Consider the following 15,923-nt stretch of genomic DNA (forward strand, 5'->3'; position numbering starts at 1 on the left):
GTACTGCGTGAGCGCATCGAGAAGCGCAATCCAAGACCGCCATGAGCGGTCTTTTTTTCGCGCTAATGAGCGCAATGCTTGGTTGAGCACTGACAGTACGCGCCGTTTAAAACGAGTACCTACTCTTTACAGGACGGCAGATGCCACAGGATTCCAATCGGTGCTCTGGCGCCTAACCCGACTTCAAATTTACATCTAAAAACTGGAGAAAAATGACCTTTACCGTTCCAACCCCATGCAACATCGACACCGTCAACGAAGCGCTCATCGCCGCAGGTTACAACAACGTGGACATCTTCTATGACCCGTGCAACTCAGATAACGTGAGCGTTAGCCGTCGCTATGAGGGCATTGGCAAACCGTACTACCAAAAACAAACGACAGGCTATGAAACCGCGAAGCAGTGGGCAGAAGATTTTGAAGCTGGCTACTTCCGGCTCCAACTCGAAGAAGACGAAGCAGACTGAGCGACTAGAAATGCAAATCAATCGGGCTGCGGCATCGCAGCTCATCAAACAATCACTGAAAGAAAAATATGAATCAAACGAAAAAAGACGAATTTGGCAATGACATTTATTGGTACGCCTTTGGTGACGAAGTCGACGAATGGGTTGAGTCCCTGCAAGACACCTTCAATCCCGTCCCGCTAGAACGTTTCGCTACATCGATAAAACGCGACCTCGATACACAGTACGACTTCACGAAGTCTCAACTTGGTTTCGTATCAGAACAGCTTGCTGACGCAGACGTCGTCAAAGCTCTCTTCGAACAATATCAGGAACGACTCCCGAAATTCTCCGGAAAGTACATTGCACGCTCACCTCAACTGATTTGGGGTGCAGGAACTACGAAGGCTTCCTGCATTGCAGACGCTAAGCGCTGGTGGGGACATAACGGTGGTCTGGCCGAAGAATTCCCAGAGACCGAGATGGTGCTCCATGAGGCAACCGACCGTGCCTATAAAGCAGTGAAGGAACGCGGTGCAGACGCCGAGCGTGTGTTAGTTGAAGTCTTCGATAGCTCGTCTCACGAAGCGAAATACTTTCATGTCTCCGAGGTACCACAGACCGTTCACTAAGCAAAGCTCACACTAGTGATGCCGCACTTTCAGCGCTGAAAGTGCGGCTTTTTTACGGACAGATTTCTTCAAAATGTTCGCCAGCGAGGACTCCATCCTATGCAGGAGCTCCCGAGCAGCAACGGCAGGAAGAGCCCTTTCCATTCAGATATCCCTCAATTCGCAATCAGAGAAAGGAACAACCTCATGTCGCATCAAAACGCCAACACCCCAACCAAATTAACTTACAAAGTCAAACGACACTATGACCGCACCAATTAAAGCGCTGCAAAAAAAGGATATCGCGGAAGCCCTGGGCTGCTCGATTCGCCAAGTAGAAATCATGATTCAAAACGGTACCGTGCTGAAGCCCACGCACATTGGCGGTATGGTTCGGTGGCATCCGGATATGTTCCGAAAATGGTTCGATGACCGCTTCCGCAATCACGATGACGAAGGTGCTCGAGAAGTAACCGAACCGAAAATCCAAACCGAACAACGAGCAAAAAAATCACCGCGCATAACAATGGGGCAAACGACCGCCGTTCAGCGCATGTTAGCCCGCCAGCGCAAAACCTTGACCTTCGCATGACTCGCCTTCGAGCACCCGAACAATCACGCTTTAAACCGTATCGACATCACGAAGTACCGAACTGAACGTCCAGCCCATTAGGGCTACCTAGCTACAGCATCATTCAATCGACTCCATCTGACATGCGCCAAATGCGCCCTCAAATCCAAAACTGTCCAGAGCGGCGATGTGCGATGAATGATGCTGTGGCAGTTGGAGCAAAGCACAGCTAAATCTTCCAGCCCAGTGCCTTCGGCCACGTCTCGTTCAGAGAGCGGACGAATATGATGTACCTCACAAAATCCCTCACCAATTTCGCCATAGACTTCAGAGAAATCAAAGTCGCAGGCCTCACATCTCAAATATCCTAAGGCCGCTAGCACGGCTCTCTTCTTCATCGCGGCCAGAGCACTGTCTCGCTCACGCTCGATATGCACCGCCAGTACAAACCCACCCTCTTCCGCAACAAACTCCTCTACGGGCAGCACTTTCGCCTGCTCGGCAACGGATGGACTCTCTTCAGCACTTTTCGCCGCGCTTACGAAGAAAGACTGCAATTCAGTAATCGGAGCTTCCCCGCTTTCTTCGTACCGCAACAACTGGTCTACCGGGATTTCCCGAACAGTCACTCCTGTCGATTCAGACGCATCTGGCTTTGCTACGTACCCGTACTCTTCCCCATCCCTCCAGACCAAGACAAACAACGGAACTCCGTGCTGCACGTAATTGATGCGGACCTTATTGGAAAAAAGCCCTGGAGCACCGTCTCGTGGCCCATACAGTGCGTTATCGATGGACGTATGACCCTTCACCTTACGCCATCTCGTTTTCACGTGCACTGCTCGATAGTACACATCGCGGTCTCTCATCTTCGCCCTTATATAGCTTCATATCGGGCGACACTTTACCTCTCGAACTTCAGATTCGCAAAATGGCCGACGACATGAAAGGCTGAGTTCGCGGCCCAACCTAGAGCTGCGCCAATCTGTGCCAAATCTGTGCCAATTGGTCGTTCATTCAGGCTCGCGAAATTTCGCGAAAAGAAACGAACAAAAATATAACCCTATGATTTTAAAGGGAGTGATAGAATAAATCAGAACGTTCAGCAACCTCTTATTTTAAAAGGCGCTACGTTCGGGACGTAGAGACCGGAGGTTCGAATCCTCTCGCCCCGACCAATCCTTGCCAGCCGTTTTCCTATGCAACTGCGCATTCCTGTTCTGGACGGCCGGTAGGCCCTGCCCCTGCTGGCCGCGGCAGCACGGCGTATTCATGATGTTTTTGTGCGCAGCCGAAAGAGGCAGCACGTCGCCGCTTACTTTGTAACTCCGCTATTCAAGCTAACTCAGATTACTTGCGGTTTTGGGCGGGTGAGCGAGATTACTTCGAGCAGGCGCTCGATGTCCGCAGGTTTGGCGAGATGCTCATCAAAGCCAGCGATGCTGGTCTGTTTGCGGGTGGTGGCGTCGTCCCACGCGGTGTAGGCCACCATGACGACGTCATCCATTTGGGGATATTGGCGCAGTTTTTTGACAACAGCATAACCGGTCACCTCGGGCATGCCCAGGTCGACCAGCATGACGTCCGGCTGGAAGTTGATGGCGGTTTCGATGCCGCCGGCGCCGCCATATGCTTTGGCGGTGACGTGACCGTACATCGACAGCAGATCGGCGATCAGGTCTACGGAGTCGACGTTGTCATCGACAATCAGAATCTTTCTTGATGCGAGCTGCGAGGCCACGGCGGTTCCGGTCGTAGAAGCTAAAAAAATTCGGGCCTGTCGGTTCTGTGACAAACATGGCTGAGGTCATTATACGGACCAACTGGCAACGCCTGCTGTGATTTATGCAACAGTGCGCGCCATGTCGCCAAGATGTTTCCAGCGCGGCGCGGCACTTGCATAAATGCAGCGTACAATCGGCGGACCACCCATGTCATATTGCCGGCCGCCTCACAGAATGTGCACCCAGAGCATGACTTCCTTCTCCAGCATCGACCTCAGCGCTGAGCTGCATACCAGGAAATTGCGCGCGCCGGACTACCAGAGTGAAAACGAAGCGCTGGCCTGGCTCGCCGACACGCTGGCGGAACGGCCGGACCACATCGCCCAGGAACTGGCCAACACGGCCATGCGGCTGACGCAAGCCGGTTCCGCCGGCATCAGCATCGAAGAGGACTGCAACGGCGAGCACCAGTTCCGCTGGATCGCCACGGCGGGCGCACTGGAGCGCTATCTGAACGGCACCGTGCCCTACGATGTGAGTCCGTGCAGCCAGGTGGTCGAGCGCAATGCCGTGATCTTGCTGCACCGCCCGGCCGCGCACTACCGCTATATCCGCGAGCTGGACCTGCCTGTGAAGGAGCTGCTGCTGGTGCCGTTCCACCGCGGCGGCCGCCCGGCCGGTACCGTGTGGGTGGTCAGCCACGATGAACACAAGACCTTCGATGCCGAAGACTTGCGCCAGGTGCTCAGCATCACCAAGTTTGCCGCCATCGCCACGCAAACCGTGGGCGTGGTCAATGGCCTGCGCGACGAGGACCAGCGCAAGGACCATTTTCTCGCCGCGCTGTCGCATGAGATGCGCAACCCGCTGTCGGCCATCACCGCGTCCACCGAACTGCTCAAGCACCTGAGCGCAGCGACGCCGGCCTACCGCAAGCCCATCGACTGCATCGAACGGCAGCTGGCGCAGCTGCTTGCGCTGGTCAACGACCTGACCGACATCTCCAGCATCAAGAGCGGCCATGTCACGCTGCACCGGGAGGCGCTGGTGCTGCAGGAGATTGTCACCCGCGCGCTGGACAGCTGCGGCGCGGCGCTGCGCGACAAACAGCATCGCCTCATCGTTGACATGCCCGAGACGCCGATCCGGCTCGAAGGCGACGGCACCAAACTGACGCAGGTGCTGGTCAACCTGCTCAACAACGCGGTCAAGTACACCCCCAGCGGCGGCCTGATTACGCTGGAGGCGCGCCAGCTGGCGCAGTGCGTCTCGCTCAAGGTCAGCGATTCCGGCATCGGCATTCCGGCCGAACTACTGCCGCGCATCTTCGATATGTTCATGCAGGTGGCGCTGAGCGACCGGCCACGCTACAGCGGCATGGGCGTGGGACTGGCGCTGGTGTACCAGTTCGTCCAGCTGCACCACGGTACGGTCACGGCGCACAGCGCGGGCGCGAACCTGGGCAGCACCTTCACTGTGGAATTGCCCCATCAGCTATAGTGCTGCTTTCCCCATAACGGCAGACTGCAACTAGCTGATGATTATTGCCCACATCAGGCGGCTCACTTTGATTGTGTTGCTGCTGGCCAGCGCGCTGGCGGCAGCGGCGCCCGCCATGCCCTTGCTATCGGACTTCAACCACAAGGCATGGGGCGTGCTCGATGGCGCGCCGGTCGATGTCATGAAGTTTGCCCAGACCACGGACGGCTGGCTGTGGATCGCCACCCCCACCGGCCTGTGGCGCTACGACGGCGTGCGCTTTGAGCGCGTGGACTCGGTGTACGGCCACCCACTGCAGTCCAACATCCTGATCGGCCTGGCGGCCACGCCGGATGGTGCGCTGCTGGTCGGCTATCAGCTGGGCGGTGTCAGCGTGTTCCGCAAAGGCTACACGCGCACTTATACCGAAGCCGATGGCCTGCCAAACGGTATCGTCTATCACATCGAGCCCGCGCCGGACGGCTCGGTATGGGTCGGCACACGCAGCGGCGCCGCGCGCCTGCTGCCCGGCGGCGGCAAGGTCGAGAAGCTGGGCGTCAACGTGGGCCTGCCCGAGATCTCGGTATTCCAGATTCTGTTCAGCCGCAATGGCACGCAATGGATCGCCACCATCGAGGGCATGTACTACCGCCGTCCGGGCGCAAGCAATTTCACGCCCGCATGGCCGCACACGCAGCTGTACGCCATGGGCGAGGCGCCGGACGGCACCATCTGGGCCTGCGATCCGCACAATGACTACTACCGCGTCAGCACCAGCCAGCCGGCCAAGGCCAGTGCAAGCGCCAAGCCGGCACTCAAAGGACGTGGCATGCGCTTCGACCGCGATGGCGTGATGTGGCTCCTGCTGAATGAGGGGATAGAACGCAAGCTGGACTTCGGCCCCTCCTCGCCGGCACAAAAACTCACGCCGCAGAACGGCTTGAGCGGCACCACGCCAGGAGCGATCTTTCAGGACCGCGAAGGCAGCATCTGGATCGGCACAGCCACCGGCGTGGACCGGCTGCGGCCCAACCGGCTCAAGCCCGTGCTGCCCGAGTTGCAGCTCGAAGGCCCGGCCATGCTGCATGGCCCGGCCGGTGAACTGTGGATCGGCGATATCTGGAATGGCCTGCGCAGCGTGAATCCAGATGGCACATCGCGGCTGGTGGAGAACGGCCGGATCGGCGCCAGCCATTGGGCGGTCGACGGCACGCTGTGGTACTCATGGAACAAGGCGCTGCGCCACCGCACGCTCGATGGCAAGGTCACAGCCATTGCGCCGCCGGACGGTTTCAAGAACCGCTTGATGCACGCCATCCAGTCCACCCGTCACGGCGATGTCTGGGTGTCCTACCATGGCCGCGACCTGTTCAAGGTCGTCAACGGCGTGTGGATACGGGACGGCGGCCTGCAAGGCATGCCACGCGAAATGACCACGTCGATGGCCATGGACGCGCAAGGCACGGTGTGGCTGGGCCACGCCAACAATACGATTAGCCTGGTCAGCGAACATGAACAGGGCAGCACGCTGAAACGGCTGGACGGCAGCAATGGCCTGGGCGCGGGCATCATCATGCAGCTATACCGCGACGGCAATGCCATGTGGGTAGGTGGCGAGCGTGGCGTCTACCTGTATCGCGACGGCCGGTTTGCCGCGCTCGAAGGCAAGAACGACGAGGTATTCCGTGGTGTCTCCGGCATCGTCCGGCTGCCGGATGGCGAATTGTGGCTGCACGGTGCGGACGGCATCTACCGCATCAACGCTGGTGCGGTTGCCGCGTGGCTGCAGGACAGTCGCATGGCCGTGGACTTTGAGCGCTTCGACGCGCTGGATGGCTTGCGCGGCCACGCGCAGCAGCTGCCATCGAATCCCTCGCTGATGCGTACGCGGGACGGCCAGCTCTGGTTCACCACCGACTACACTGTGGCCAGCATCGATCCGTCGCATGTGCGGCGCAACCCGGTGCCGCCGCCGGTATATATCCGCGGGGCGGAATCGGGTGGCAAAAAATTCCTGGTCGATGATGTGAAAGCGCTGGTACTGCCCAAGGGCAGCAAGCAGCTGACCATTTCCTTTACCGCGCTAAGCCTGTCGATACCGGAACGCGTGCGCTTCCAGTACCGGCTGGTGGGCCTGGAAGATCAATGGGAGGAACCGGTCGGCCGCCGGGAGGCGTATTACACCAATCTGCCGCCGGGGAACTATCGCTTTGAAGTCATTGCGGCCAACGAGGATGGCGTCTGGAACACGCAGGGCGCGGCGCTGGATATCAGCATTCCGCCGACGTTTGTGCAAACGCCGTGGTTCATGCTGCTGGTGGCGCTGGGCATCGCCTTGCTGGGATACGCCGCCTACCAGCTGCGCGTGCGTGTCATCAAGCGCCGCATGCAGGAGACCTTCTGGGCGCGCATGGCAGAGCGCTCGCGCATCGCCCGCGCCTTGCACGATACGCTGCTGCAAAGCGTGCAAGGCCTCATCATGACCTTCCAGAGCTTCGCCAACAAATACGAACCCGGATCGCGCGAACGCGAACGCATGGAGAAGTCGCTGGATATGGCGGAGCAGTTGCTGACACAGGGACGTGACCAGATCATGGACCTACGCGCCTCGTCATCGTCCGATGATCTGGGCTTGACGCTGGGAGAATTCGGCAAGGGCCAGGCCGAACACGGCGCGCACGCGTTCAGCGTCAGGATCACCGGCACGCCTTGCCGCCTGCGGTCCAAGGCGTATGAAGAGATCTATGCCATCGGCCGGGAAGCGCTGTTCAATGCCGCGCGCTACGCGGAAGCCGACAACATCTGGCTGGAGCTGCATTACACCCCTCGCCTGTTCACGCTGAAAGTCAAAGACAACGGGCGCGGCCTCGATCACCAGACGCTGGCCAGCGGACAGAGTCCCGGCCACTGGGGCCTGGTGGGCATGCGCGAACGGGCAGAGTCGATGAAGGCCCAGCTCTCCATCCTCAGCCAACCCGGCGAGGGAACAGAAGTGGTGCTGACCGTCAAAGCCCGGAACGCATACGAGGGCTGACGGGCAATGCGGGTTGCCCATGCATGCGGCGCAGCAGATAGAGGCCGTACAGGCACAATGGCAGCACCGCGATCAAGGCGGCAAACGGCAGTATGGATCCTTCGCCGTCGGCTGCAGCGGCCAGCATGGAGGTCATGAGCGAGAAGTCCCACAGCGCATGCACCACTGTCATCGGCCAGATGGAGCGGGTGCGCAAGCGGATCGCCGCATAGCCCACACCTTGCAGACCGGCGGCCAGTGATTGCCACAGCGCGCCGCTGATATCGCCGGAGGCAAATCCGTTCGCCGCATGCACGATGCCGAATACGGCGGAAGAAGTCAGCACGGCCGGCCACACCGTCAGCCGGTCCAGGAAGCCCTGCAGCAGCACGGCGCGGAACATCAGTTCTTCCGACAGCGCCACCAGCAGCGTATTACAGGCCACCACCAGCACTACACCGCGCGGCGGCATTCCGCCGGCCCAGGCCAGGAACAGCATCAGCAAGGAGTACAGCAACGGCAGCCAGACCAGCCGTGCGGATTGCAGCGGCTGCGGCGCCTGCACGCCGGCGCCACGGCGATCATCGGCAAGAAATACCAGCGCAGCCGCAAACAGCGCGGCGACAGCCCACGACCAGCCGATGCTGCCGCCCGCCGCATCCGCCAGCGACTGCGCATGACCGCCAGACTCCAGCCAGCGGCCGCCCAAGGTCAACATCAGCCAGACGGCCAGTGCGGCCAGGGACAAAGGCAAGGTGATATGCAGTCGCTTCATTCGTCAAGCCGCAAGGGGCGGTGGCCGTCAATCAGCCGATTATACGTGAGTGCGCCCCTTGCTGCGCCTGGGCTGCACTCAGGCAGCGGCCTGGCGCAAGGCTTTGGCGGCAGCCACCATATTGGTCAGCGCCGGGATCACTTCCGCCCATTGACGGGTTTTCAGGCCGCAGTCCGGGTTGACCCACAGGCGTTCCGCCGGCACGCGCTCGGCCGCCTTTTTCATCAGCTGCACGATGTGCTCCTGGGTCGGGATGTTGGGCGAGTGGATGTCGTAGACGCCAGGGCCGATCTCGTTCGGGTACTTGAAGTTGTCGAAGGCATCCAGCAGCTCCATGTCCGAGCGCGAGGTTTCAATCGTAATCACGTCCGCATCCATGTCGGCGATCGACGCGATGATGTCGTTGAACTCCGAGTAGCACATATGGGTGTGAATCTGGGTCTGATCCTGCACGCCGTTGGCGGTGATGCGGAACGACTCGACGGCCCAGTCCAGATACTCCTGCCATTGCGACTTGCGCAGCGGCAGGCCTTCACGCAGCGCGGCCTCGTCGATCTGGATCACGCGGACACCGGCCTGCTCCAGGTCCAGCACTTCTGCGCGGATTGCCAGCGCCAGCTGCTTGCACGACACCGAACGTGGCTGGTCGTCGCGCACGAAGGACCAGTTCAGAATCGTCACAGGACCGGTCAGCATGCCTTTCATCGGTTTGCTGGTCAGCGACTGCGCGTAGCTGATCCACTCCACCGTCATCGCTTGCGGGCGGCTGATGTCGCCGAACAGGATCGGCGGTTTGACGCAGCGCGAACCATAGGACTGCACCCAGCCGAACTGGCTGAAGGCATAGCCTTCCAGCTGTTCGCCGAAGTATTCGACCATATCGTTGCGCTCCGCCTCGCCGTGCACCAGCACGTCCAGGCCCAGTGCTTCCTGTTCACGCACGCTGCGGCCGATTTCCGCTTGCATCGCGGCTTTGTAGCCTGCGTCATCCAGCTTGCCGGCCTTGAACTCGCTGCGGGCATGGCGGATCTCGGCGGTCTGCGGGAAGGAGCCGATGGTGGTGGTTGGATAGGCCGGCAGTTTCAGCAGCGCGGACTGCTTGCCAGCGCGTTTCCAATAGCTGCTCTTGCGGGCGCCCAGGTTGGCATCGATGGCGGCGACGGCCTGCTGCACGGCCGGGTTGTTGACGCGCGGCGAAGCGCGGCGCGCGGCCAGTGCGGTCTGGTTCGCGTCCAGCGAGGCTTTCACGGCGTCGCGGCCATTGCGCAGCGCTTGCGCCAGCACGTGCAGTTCTTCCAGCTTTTGCAGCGCGAAGGCCAGCCACGATTTGATTTCCGTATCCAGTTTCTGTTCGCTGTTCAGGTCCACCGGCACGTGCAGCAGCGAGCACGATGGCGCGATCCACAGGCGGTCGCCGAGACGCTCGGCCAGCGGTTCCAGCCAGTCCAGCACCTTGACCAGATCGGTCTTCCAGATGTTACGGCCATTGATGACGCCCAGCGACAGCACTTTGTGGTCCGGCAGGAGATTCAGCAGCGGACGCACGTCGTCCTGGCCGTTGATCGCATCCACGTGCACCCCGGCGACTGGCAAGTTGGCCAGCAGGTAGAGGTTTTCCTGCAGTTGTCCGAAATAGGTCGCGACCAGGATCTTGACGCGGCAAGGTTTCAGCTGATGGTAGGACAGGTTGAAAGCGTGCTGCCAGTCGGTATCCAGTTCGGTGACGAGGATAGGCTCATCGATCTGCACCCACTCCACGCCCTGCTCCGCCAGCATATCCAGCAGCTGCGAATACACCGCCAGCAGCGATGGCAGCAAGGCCAGCTTGTCGGAATCGTCCTTGGCTTTGCCCAGCGCCAGATACGTCACCGGACCAACCAGCACCGGCTTGGCCTTGACGCCTTGCGCTTTGGCTTCCGCCAGTTGCGCCAGCAGGCGCGAGGCATCCAGCTTGAATTCGGTGGTGGCGGTGAACTCCGGCACGATGTAGTGGTAGTTGGTGTCGAACCATTTGGTCATTTCACCAGCGGCCACGCCGCCGCAGCAGGCGTGATGTTCGTCAGCGCCTTGCGCCGACCTGCCGCGCGCCACGCGGAAGTAGTTATCCAGCTGGTCGCCGTGGAAGTCACGCACGCGCTCCGGCAGGTTCCCCAGCGTGAAGCTCATGTCCAGCACCTGATCGTAGAACGAGAAATCACCCACTGGCACCAGGTCGAGACCCGACTGATGCTGCCAGTGACGCTGGCGCAGATCGGCGCCCACGGCCTGCAGCGCGCTGCGCGAGGATTCGCCCTTCCAGTAAGCCTCCTGCGCAAACTTCAATTCGCGCCTGGCGCCGATACGGGGAAAACCGAGGTTGTGGACGATGGTCATGGTGTGCTCCAAAAGAATTCAATCCACGCATGGTAAATAGCGCAATCAATGAAGTAAAATGGTCTTTTCTCACACATCCATGAGCAAAATTCATCGATCATGCTGGAACGCATCCACCTTGCCACCCTGCTGGAGGTTGAAAAACAGGGCTCACTGACCGCCGCCGCAGACGTTTTGCATGTCACCCAATCGGCGCTGAGCCATAGCATGAAGAAGCTGGAGCAGCAGCTGGGCACCGACATCTGGCTGCGCGAAGGCCGCAACCTGCGGCTGACGCAAGCGGGCCAGTACCTGCTGGCCGTGGCCCAGCGCATGCTGCCGCAACTGGAACTGGCCGAAGAGCGCCTGCGCCAGTTCGCCCAGGGCGAGCGCGGTACGCTGCGCATCGGCATGGAGTGCCACCCGTGCTATCAATGGCTGTTGAAAATCGTCTCGCGCTACCTGGCCGCCTGGCCTCTGGTGGACGTGGACGTGAAGCAGAAATTCCAGTTCGGCGGCATCGGCGCGCTGTTCGGTTTCGAGATCGATTTGCTGGTGACGCCTGATCCGCTACTCAAACCCGGCCTGCGTTTTGAGCCGGTCTTCGACTACGAGCAGGTGCTGGTGGTGCACAAAGACCACCCGTGGGCGAAGCAGGAAGAAGTGGCGCCCGAGCAGTTGAATGAAGAAACCCTCATCACCTACCCGGTGCCGGTGGAGCGGCTCGACATCTACAATATGTTCCTGCTGCCGGCCAGCGTGGCGCCGCGCAAGCACAAGACCATCGAGACCACCGACATCATGCTGCAAATGGTCGCCAGCGGCCGTGGCGTGACAGCGCTGCCCAAGTGGCTGGTGACAGACTACGCACCGCATCTGCAACTGCGCACCTTGCGGCTGGGTCCCACCGGCATCCAGAAACACATCTACCTCGGCGCGCGCGAATCGGACTACAGCACCGACTATCTGCAGTCCTTCATCGAGTTCGCGCGCCAGGCCGACCGCTACCCTTTATGAGCGGTGATACAGGCGCAGGATGCTGGAGAAGTCATCCGCGCCGTTGCCGTTCTGCTGGTGAAGCTGATACAGCTGGCGTGCCAGGCTGCCCAGCGGCGTCGCCGTTTGCGCGGAGGCTGCGGCTTGCTGCGACAGGCCCAGGTCTTTCAGCATGAGCGAGGCGCCGAAGCCGCCGCTGTAACCGCGCGACGCCGGCGCGTTCTCCATCACCCCCGGCCACGGGTTGTACAGCTCCAGCGCCCAGTTGCGGCCGGAGCTCTTCGCCATGATGTCCGACAGGACTTTCGGATCGAGGCCATGCGCCACGCCCAGATTCAGGGCTTCCGCTGTCCCTGCCATCAATATACCCAACAGCATGTTGTTGCAGATTTTGGCGACCTGCCCTGCACCGGCGCCGCCGGCATGGAAGATGTTCTTGCCCATGCTGCCCAGGACAGGGCGTGCGCGGTCCAGCGCCGCCGCATCCCCGCCAACGATAAAGGTCAGCGTGCCCGCTGCCGCACCGGCCGTGCCGCCGGACACCGGCGCATCAATCATCGCCATGCCGGCAGTAGCGGCGGCGCTGGCGACTTCCCGCGCGACATCGGCGGAGATGGTGCTGCAATCGATCAGCAGGCTGCCGGACAAGGCGTTTTTGAGCACGCCGCTCTCGCCCAGATACAGCTCGCGGACATGGCGGTCGGCAGGCAGCATGGTGATGACGACATCCGCCTCACGTACGGCATCCGCCACCGACGAAGCAGCCCGCGCACCTGCACTGCTCAGGCTATCCACTGCGGCGGCGGATAAGTCGAATACCGACAGGCGATAGCCGGCGCGTTGCAGATTGTGCGCCATTGGCGCGCCCATATTTCCCAGTCCGATAAAAGCGATGTGCTGCATGGTTGTCTCCTTTTTTAGCGCAGATCGGCCAGTGGATGCTGCTGCCACGGCGATGCGAAATATTCTTCGATGTTTTTCAGTGGTGCCCATTTCGGCTGGTTGTCTTTCTCAACCAGCAGTGCGCGTACCCCCTCGGCGAAATCTGCGTGGGCGCAGCATTGCAATGCGACGACCAGCTCCATGCGGAACACGTCGCCCAGACTCAGATGCCGCGCGCGTCGCTGCAACTCCCACACCAGTGCAATCGACGACGGCGCCCCTTTGGCCAGCGCGGCCGCTGCCCGTTGCAGCCATACCGCGTCGCCATCGTAAGCCTTGATGGCGGTGACGACATCCTCCAGCTTGCGCGCGCAGGTGAGCGCGTTAATGGTGTCGTAATGCCGGCGCACTTCAGACTCCGGCAACGCGTCCGCACTCAGGCTGGCGCGGCGCAGCACCTTGTCGGCGACGCTGTGTGCATCATCACGCCAGTCGGCGTCACACAGCGCGGCGATAACATCGTTGCGCTGCTCTTGCGCGATGAAGTAGTCGCCCAGCCCTGTGAACAGCGCGTCGTGTGCGTTCAGCGCGGCGCCAGTCAGCCCGAGGAACAGACCTGTGCGGCCGGGCATGCGCGGCAGGAACCAGCTGCCGCCCACATCCGGGAACAGGCCGATGGTAATTTCCGGCATGGCGATGCGCGTGGTCGGCGTCATCACGCGATGGCTGGCGCCCGCCAGCAGGCCAAGCCCGCCGCCCATGACAATCCCGCCACCCCACACCACAATCGGCTTGGGATACACATGTATCAGATGGTCCAGCCGGTACTCTTCGCTAAAGAAGGCCAGCGCCTCCGGGTTCGGCATGGCCTGCGGCGCTTCCAGGATGGCATTGCGCAGGCTGCGAACATCGCCGCCTGCGCAAAAGGCCTTGTCGGTGCTGGACTGCAGCACCACGCAAGCGATGGCCGGGTCGGAGGCCCAGTCGCGCAGGGCGATGTACAGCGTGCGTATCATTTCCAGCGTGAGCGCATGCAGGCTGGCCGGCGCATTCAGCGTCGCAATGCCGACACGCAGGCCGCCATTGCCGGCGCGCTGTTCGAGTAGTACCGGAGCGTCAGGGTTCATGTCAGGCATTGCGCCACTCCGCAGTACGTTTTTCGAGGAAGGCCTGTACACCTTCTTTCTGGTCCTGCGTGTCGAACAGGTCGACAAAGCGTTCACGCTCCAGCGGCAGCATGTGCTGCGGCGGCAGCGTGCGTGCGCCATCGATGAGTGTCTTGCAGGCCGCGACGCTGCTCGGGCTCTGGCGCGCAGCTTTCTCTGCCAGAGCCAGTGCCGCTTCCAGTGCGCTGCCGCTGGCGACGACTTCTTCCACCAGGCCGATGGACAATGCGCGCTGAGCATCGATACGTTCGCCGCACAGGATCATGCGTTTGGCCCAGCCTTCGCCGACCAGCCAGGACAAGCGCTGGCTACCGCCCGCGCATGGCAGCAGGCCGACCGTCGCTTCCGGCAGCGCCATCTGCGCATGCTCTTCGGCGATACGGATGTCGCAGGCCAGCGCACATTCCAGGCCGCCGCCCATGGCATAGCCGTTGATGGCGGCGATGCTGACGCCACGGAAGCCGGCCAGCGCTTCAAATGCCTGGCCGAAGCGCTGGGCCATGGCGCGCGCCACCGCCTTGTCACCGTCGGCAAACAATTTCAGATCCGCACCGGCAGAGAAGAATTTGCTGCCGCTGCCGGTAACCACCAACGCGTAGATATCGCGCTCGGCGTTCAGGTCGGTCACCAGTTCGGCCAGCGCGGCCAGGCTGTCCAGCGTCCAGGTGTGCGCGGGCGGGTTGTCCAGCGTGATGATGGCGGTATGCTGGCGTCGTTCAACTTGCAGATTGGCGTAGCTTGATTTCATTTTAAAGTCTCCGTAGCGCCGTCGCGCAGGATAGCCCTGCCCACGATCACGCGCATGATTTCGTTGGTACCCTCTAGGATTTGATGCACCCGCGTGTCGCGCACATGGCGCTCCAGCGGATATTCGCGGATGTAGCCATAGCCACCGTGCAGCTGAAGCGCATCGTTGGCGACGTTGAAGCCGGTGTCGGTCGCGAAGCGCTTGGCCATGGCGCAGAACACGCTGGCGTCCGGATTTTCCTGGTCCAGCTTCCATGCCGCCAGCCGCACCATCTGGCGCGCGGCGACCAGTTCCGTCACCATGTCGGCCAGCTTGAACTGCAGCGCCTGGAACTGCGCCAGTTCGCGCCCGAACTGCGCGCGCTCTTTCATGTGGTTGCCGGCGCGCGCCAGCGCCGCCTGCGCCGTACCGACCGAGCAGGCAGCGATGTTGATGCGGCCACCATCCAGCCCCTTCATGGCAATCGCAAAGCCCTGCCCTTCCTCGCCCAGGCGGTGACTCACCGGGACGGCGACGCGGTCGAAGTGAATGGTGCGGGTAGGCTGGCTTTTCCAGCCCATCTTCTCTTCGTTCTTGCCGAAGCTGATGCCGGGCGTATCGGCGGGAACGGCCAGCGCGGAGATGCCGCCAGCGCCAGCTTCGCCGGTACGCGCCATCACCACCAGCAGATCCGTGCTGCCTGCGCCGGAGATGAAGGCCTTGCTGCCATTGATGATGTAATGGTCGCCCTGGCGTTCAGCGCGTGTGCGCAGCGAAGCCGCATCCGATCCGGCCTGCGGCTCGGTGAGGCAATAGCTGGCCAATGCTTCCCCTGCAGCCAGCCGCGCCACCCATTGCCCGCACAGCGCCTGCGTGCCCCAGCGCGACACCATCCAGGTTGCCATATTGTGGATTGACAGATAGGCCGCAGTGGAAGTGCAGCCGCCTGCCAGTTCCTCGAATATCACTGAGGCGTCCAGCCGTGTCAGGCCAAGGCCGCCGAAATTCTCCGGCGTGTACAGGCCGCAGAATCCCAGTTCGCCCGCCTTGGCCAGCGCCTCGCGCGAGAACACGCTTTCCGCATCCCAGCCTGCGGCATGTGGCGCCAGCTCGCCTTCGGCAAAATCGCGCGCGGCTTGTTGAAATGCGCGCTGCTCGTCGTTGAGCGCGAAGTCCATGAT

General features: G+C 61.3%; 14 protein-coding genes. 6 read left to right on the forward strand and 8 right to left on the reverse strand.

What is annotated here, in order from left to right; all coding sequences use genetic code 11:
• Positions 1–212: 212 nt before the first annotated feature.
• The 3 genes from GTP58_RS20315 (at position 213) to GTP58_RS20325 (ending at position 1,649) form a co-directional block, all read left to right on the forward strand.
• Entirely contained in the window at positions 213–467 is a 255-nt protein-coding gene (locus tag GTP58_RS20315; protein ID WP_161078991.1) for a hypothetical protein, read from the forward strand.
• A gap of 68 nt (positions 468–535) precedes the next feature.
• The gene (locus GTP58_RS20320; RefSeq protein ID WP_161078992.1) at positions 536–1,078 is read left to right on the forward strand and encodes a hypothetical protein; all 543 of its coding nucleotides are present in this window, start codon (positions 536–538) and stop codon (positions 1,076–1,078) included.
• A 244-nt stretch (positions 1,079–1,322) separates the two neighbouring features.
• The gene (locus GTP58_RS20325) at positions 1,323–1,649 is read left to right on the forward strand and encodes a hypothetical protein (protein ID WP_161078993.1); all 327 of its coding nucleotides are present in this window, start codon (positions 1,323–1,325) and stop codon (positions 1,647–1,649) included.
• 83 nt (positions 1,650–1,732) lie between these two features.
• Here GTP58_RS20325 and GTP58_RS31815 read toward each other — a convergent pair whose 3' ends face one another.
• Together GTP58_RS31815 and GTP58_RS20335 are read right to left on the reverse strand one after the other, a co-directional pair.
• Positions 1,733–2,461 (reverse strand): HNH endonuclease, encoded by a 729-nt coding sequence (locus GTP58_RS31815; protein WP_202413795.1) that lies wholly within the window; start codon positions 2,459–2,461, stop codon positions 1,733–1,735.
• Between the two features lie 512 nt (positions 2,462–2,973).
• Positions 2,974–3,369 (reverse strand): response regulator, encoded by a 396-nt coding sequence (locus GTP58_RS20335; protein ID WP_161078995.1) that lies wholly within the window; start codon positions 3,367–3,369, stop codon positions 2,974–2,976.
• Between the two features lie 232 nt (positions 3,370–3,601).
• Here GTP58_RS20335 and GTP58_RS20340 point away from each other — a divergent pair, with 232 nt between their 5' ends.
• Both GTP58_RS20340 and GTP58_RS20345 read left to right on the forward strand, forming a co-directional pair.
• Positions 3,602–4,852 (forward strand): GAF domain-containing sensor histidine kinase, encoded by a 1,251-nt coding sequence (locus tag GTP58_RS20340; RefSeq protein ID WP_161078996.1) that lies wholly within the window; start codon positions 3,602–3,604, stop codon positions 4,850–4,852.
• 37 nt (positions 4,853–4,889) lie between these two features.
• Positions 4,890–7,865, forward strand: coding sequence for a sensor histidine kinase (locus GTP58_RS20345; protein ID WP_161078997.1), 2,976 nt, complete (start codon positions 4,890–4,892; stop codon positions 7,863–7,865).
• On the opposite strand, the gene GTP58_RS20350 is transcribed toward GTP58_RS20345, so the two are convergent.
• Both GTP58_RS20350 and metE read right to left on the reverse strand, forming a co-directional pair.
• Positions 7,837–8,619, reverse strand: a complete 783-nt coding sequence (locus tag GTP58_RS20350; protein ID WP_161078998.1) for a CPBP family intramembrane glutamic endopeptidase — start codon at positions 8,617–8,619, stop codon at positions 7,837–7,839. The two genes, GTP58_RS20345 and GTP58_RS20350, sit on opposite strands and share 29 nt — an antisense overlap.
• 78 nt (positions 8,620–8,697) lie before the next feature.
• Positions 8,698–10,992 carry a 5-methyltetrahydropteroyltriglutamate--homocysteine S-methyltransferase gene (gene metE, locus GTP58_RS20355; RefSeq protein WP_161078999.1) on the reverse strand — a complete coding sequence of 765 codons (2,295 nt, stop codon included), beginning with the start codon at positions 10,990–10,992 and terminating at the stop codon, positions 8,698–8,700.
• A 99-nt stretch (positions 10,993–11,091) separates the two neighbouring features.
• Here metE and GTP58_RS20360 point away from each other — a divergent pair, with 99 nt between their 5' ends.
• Positions 11,092–11,988 (forward strand): LysR family transcriptional regulator, encoded by an 897-nt coding sequence (locus tag GTP58_RS20360; RefSeq protein WP_161079000.1) that lies wholly within the window; start codon positions 11,092–11,094, stop codon positions 11,986–11,988.
• Here the strand turns inward: GTP58_RS20360 and mmsB are convergent.
• From mmsB to GTP58_RS20380, 4 genes are read right to left on the reverse strand one after another with little or no spacing between them, the layout of a single operon-like run.
• Positions 11,983–12,870: a 3-hydroxyisobutyrate dehydrogenase gene (gene mmsB / locus GTP58_RS20365; protein ID WP_229215677.1), complete on the reverse strand. Its 888-nt coding sequence runs from the start codon at positions 12,868–12,870 to the stop codon at positions 11,983–11,985. The two genes, GTP58_RS20360 and mmsB, sit on opposite strands and share 6 nt — an antisense overlap.
• Before the next feature lie 14 nt (positions 12,871–12,884).
• Positions 12,885–13,985 (reverse strand): enoyl-CoA hydratase/isomerase family protein, encoded by a 1,101-nt coding sequence (locus tag GTP58_RS20370; RefSeq protein WP_373924760.1) that lies wholly within the window; start codon positions 13,983–13,985, stop codon positions 12,885–12,887.
• Complete coding sequence (locus tag GTP58_RS20375; RefSeq protein WP_161079002.1) at positions 13,978–14,763, reverse strand: enoyl-CoA hydratase; 786 nt, start codon at positions 14,761–14,763, stop codon at positions 13,978–13,980. The genes GTP58_RS20370 and GTP58_RS20375 overlap by 8 nt, the downstream gene beginning before the upstream one ends.
• Positions 14,760–15,920: an acyl-CoA dehydrogenase family protein gene (locus tag GTP58_RS20380; RefSeq protein ID WP_161079003.1), complete on the reverse strand. Its 1,161-nt coding sequence runs from the start codon at positions 15,918–15,920 to the stop codon at positions 14,760–14,762. The genes GTP58_RS20375 and GTP58_RS20380 overlap by 4 nt, the downstream gene beginning before the upstream one ends.
• Positions 15,921–15,923 lie beyond the last annotated feature (3 nt).

The organism is Duganella sp. CY15W (genome assembly GCF_009857555.1).
GTDB classification, from domain to species: domain Bacteria; phylum Pseudomonadota; class Gammaproteobacteria; order Burkholderiales; family Burkholderiaceae_D; genus Rugamonas; species Rugamonas sacchari.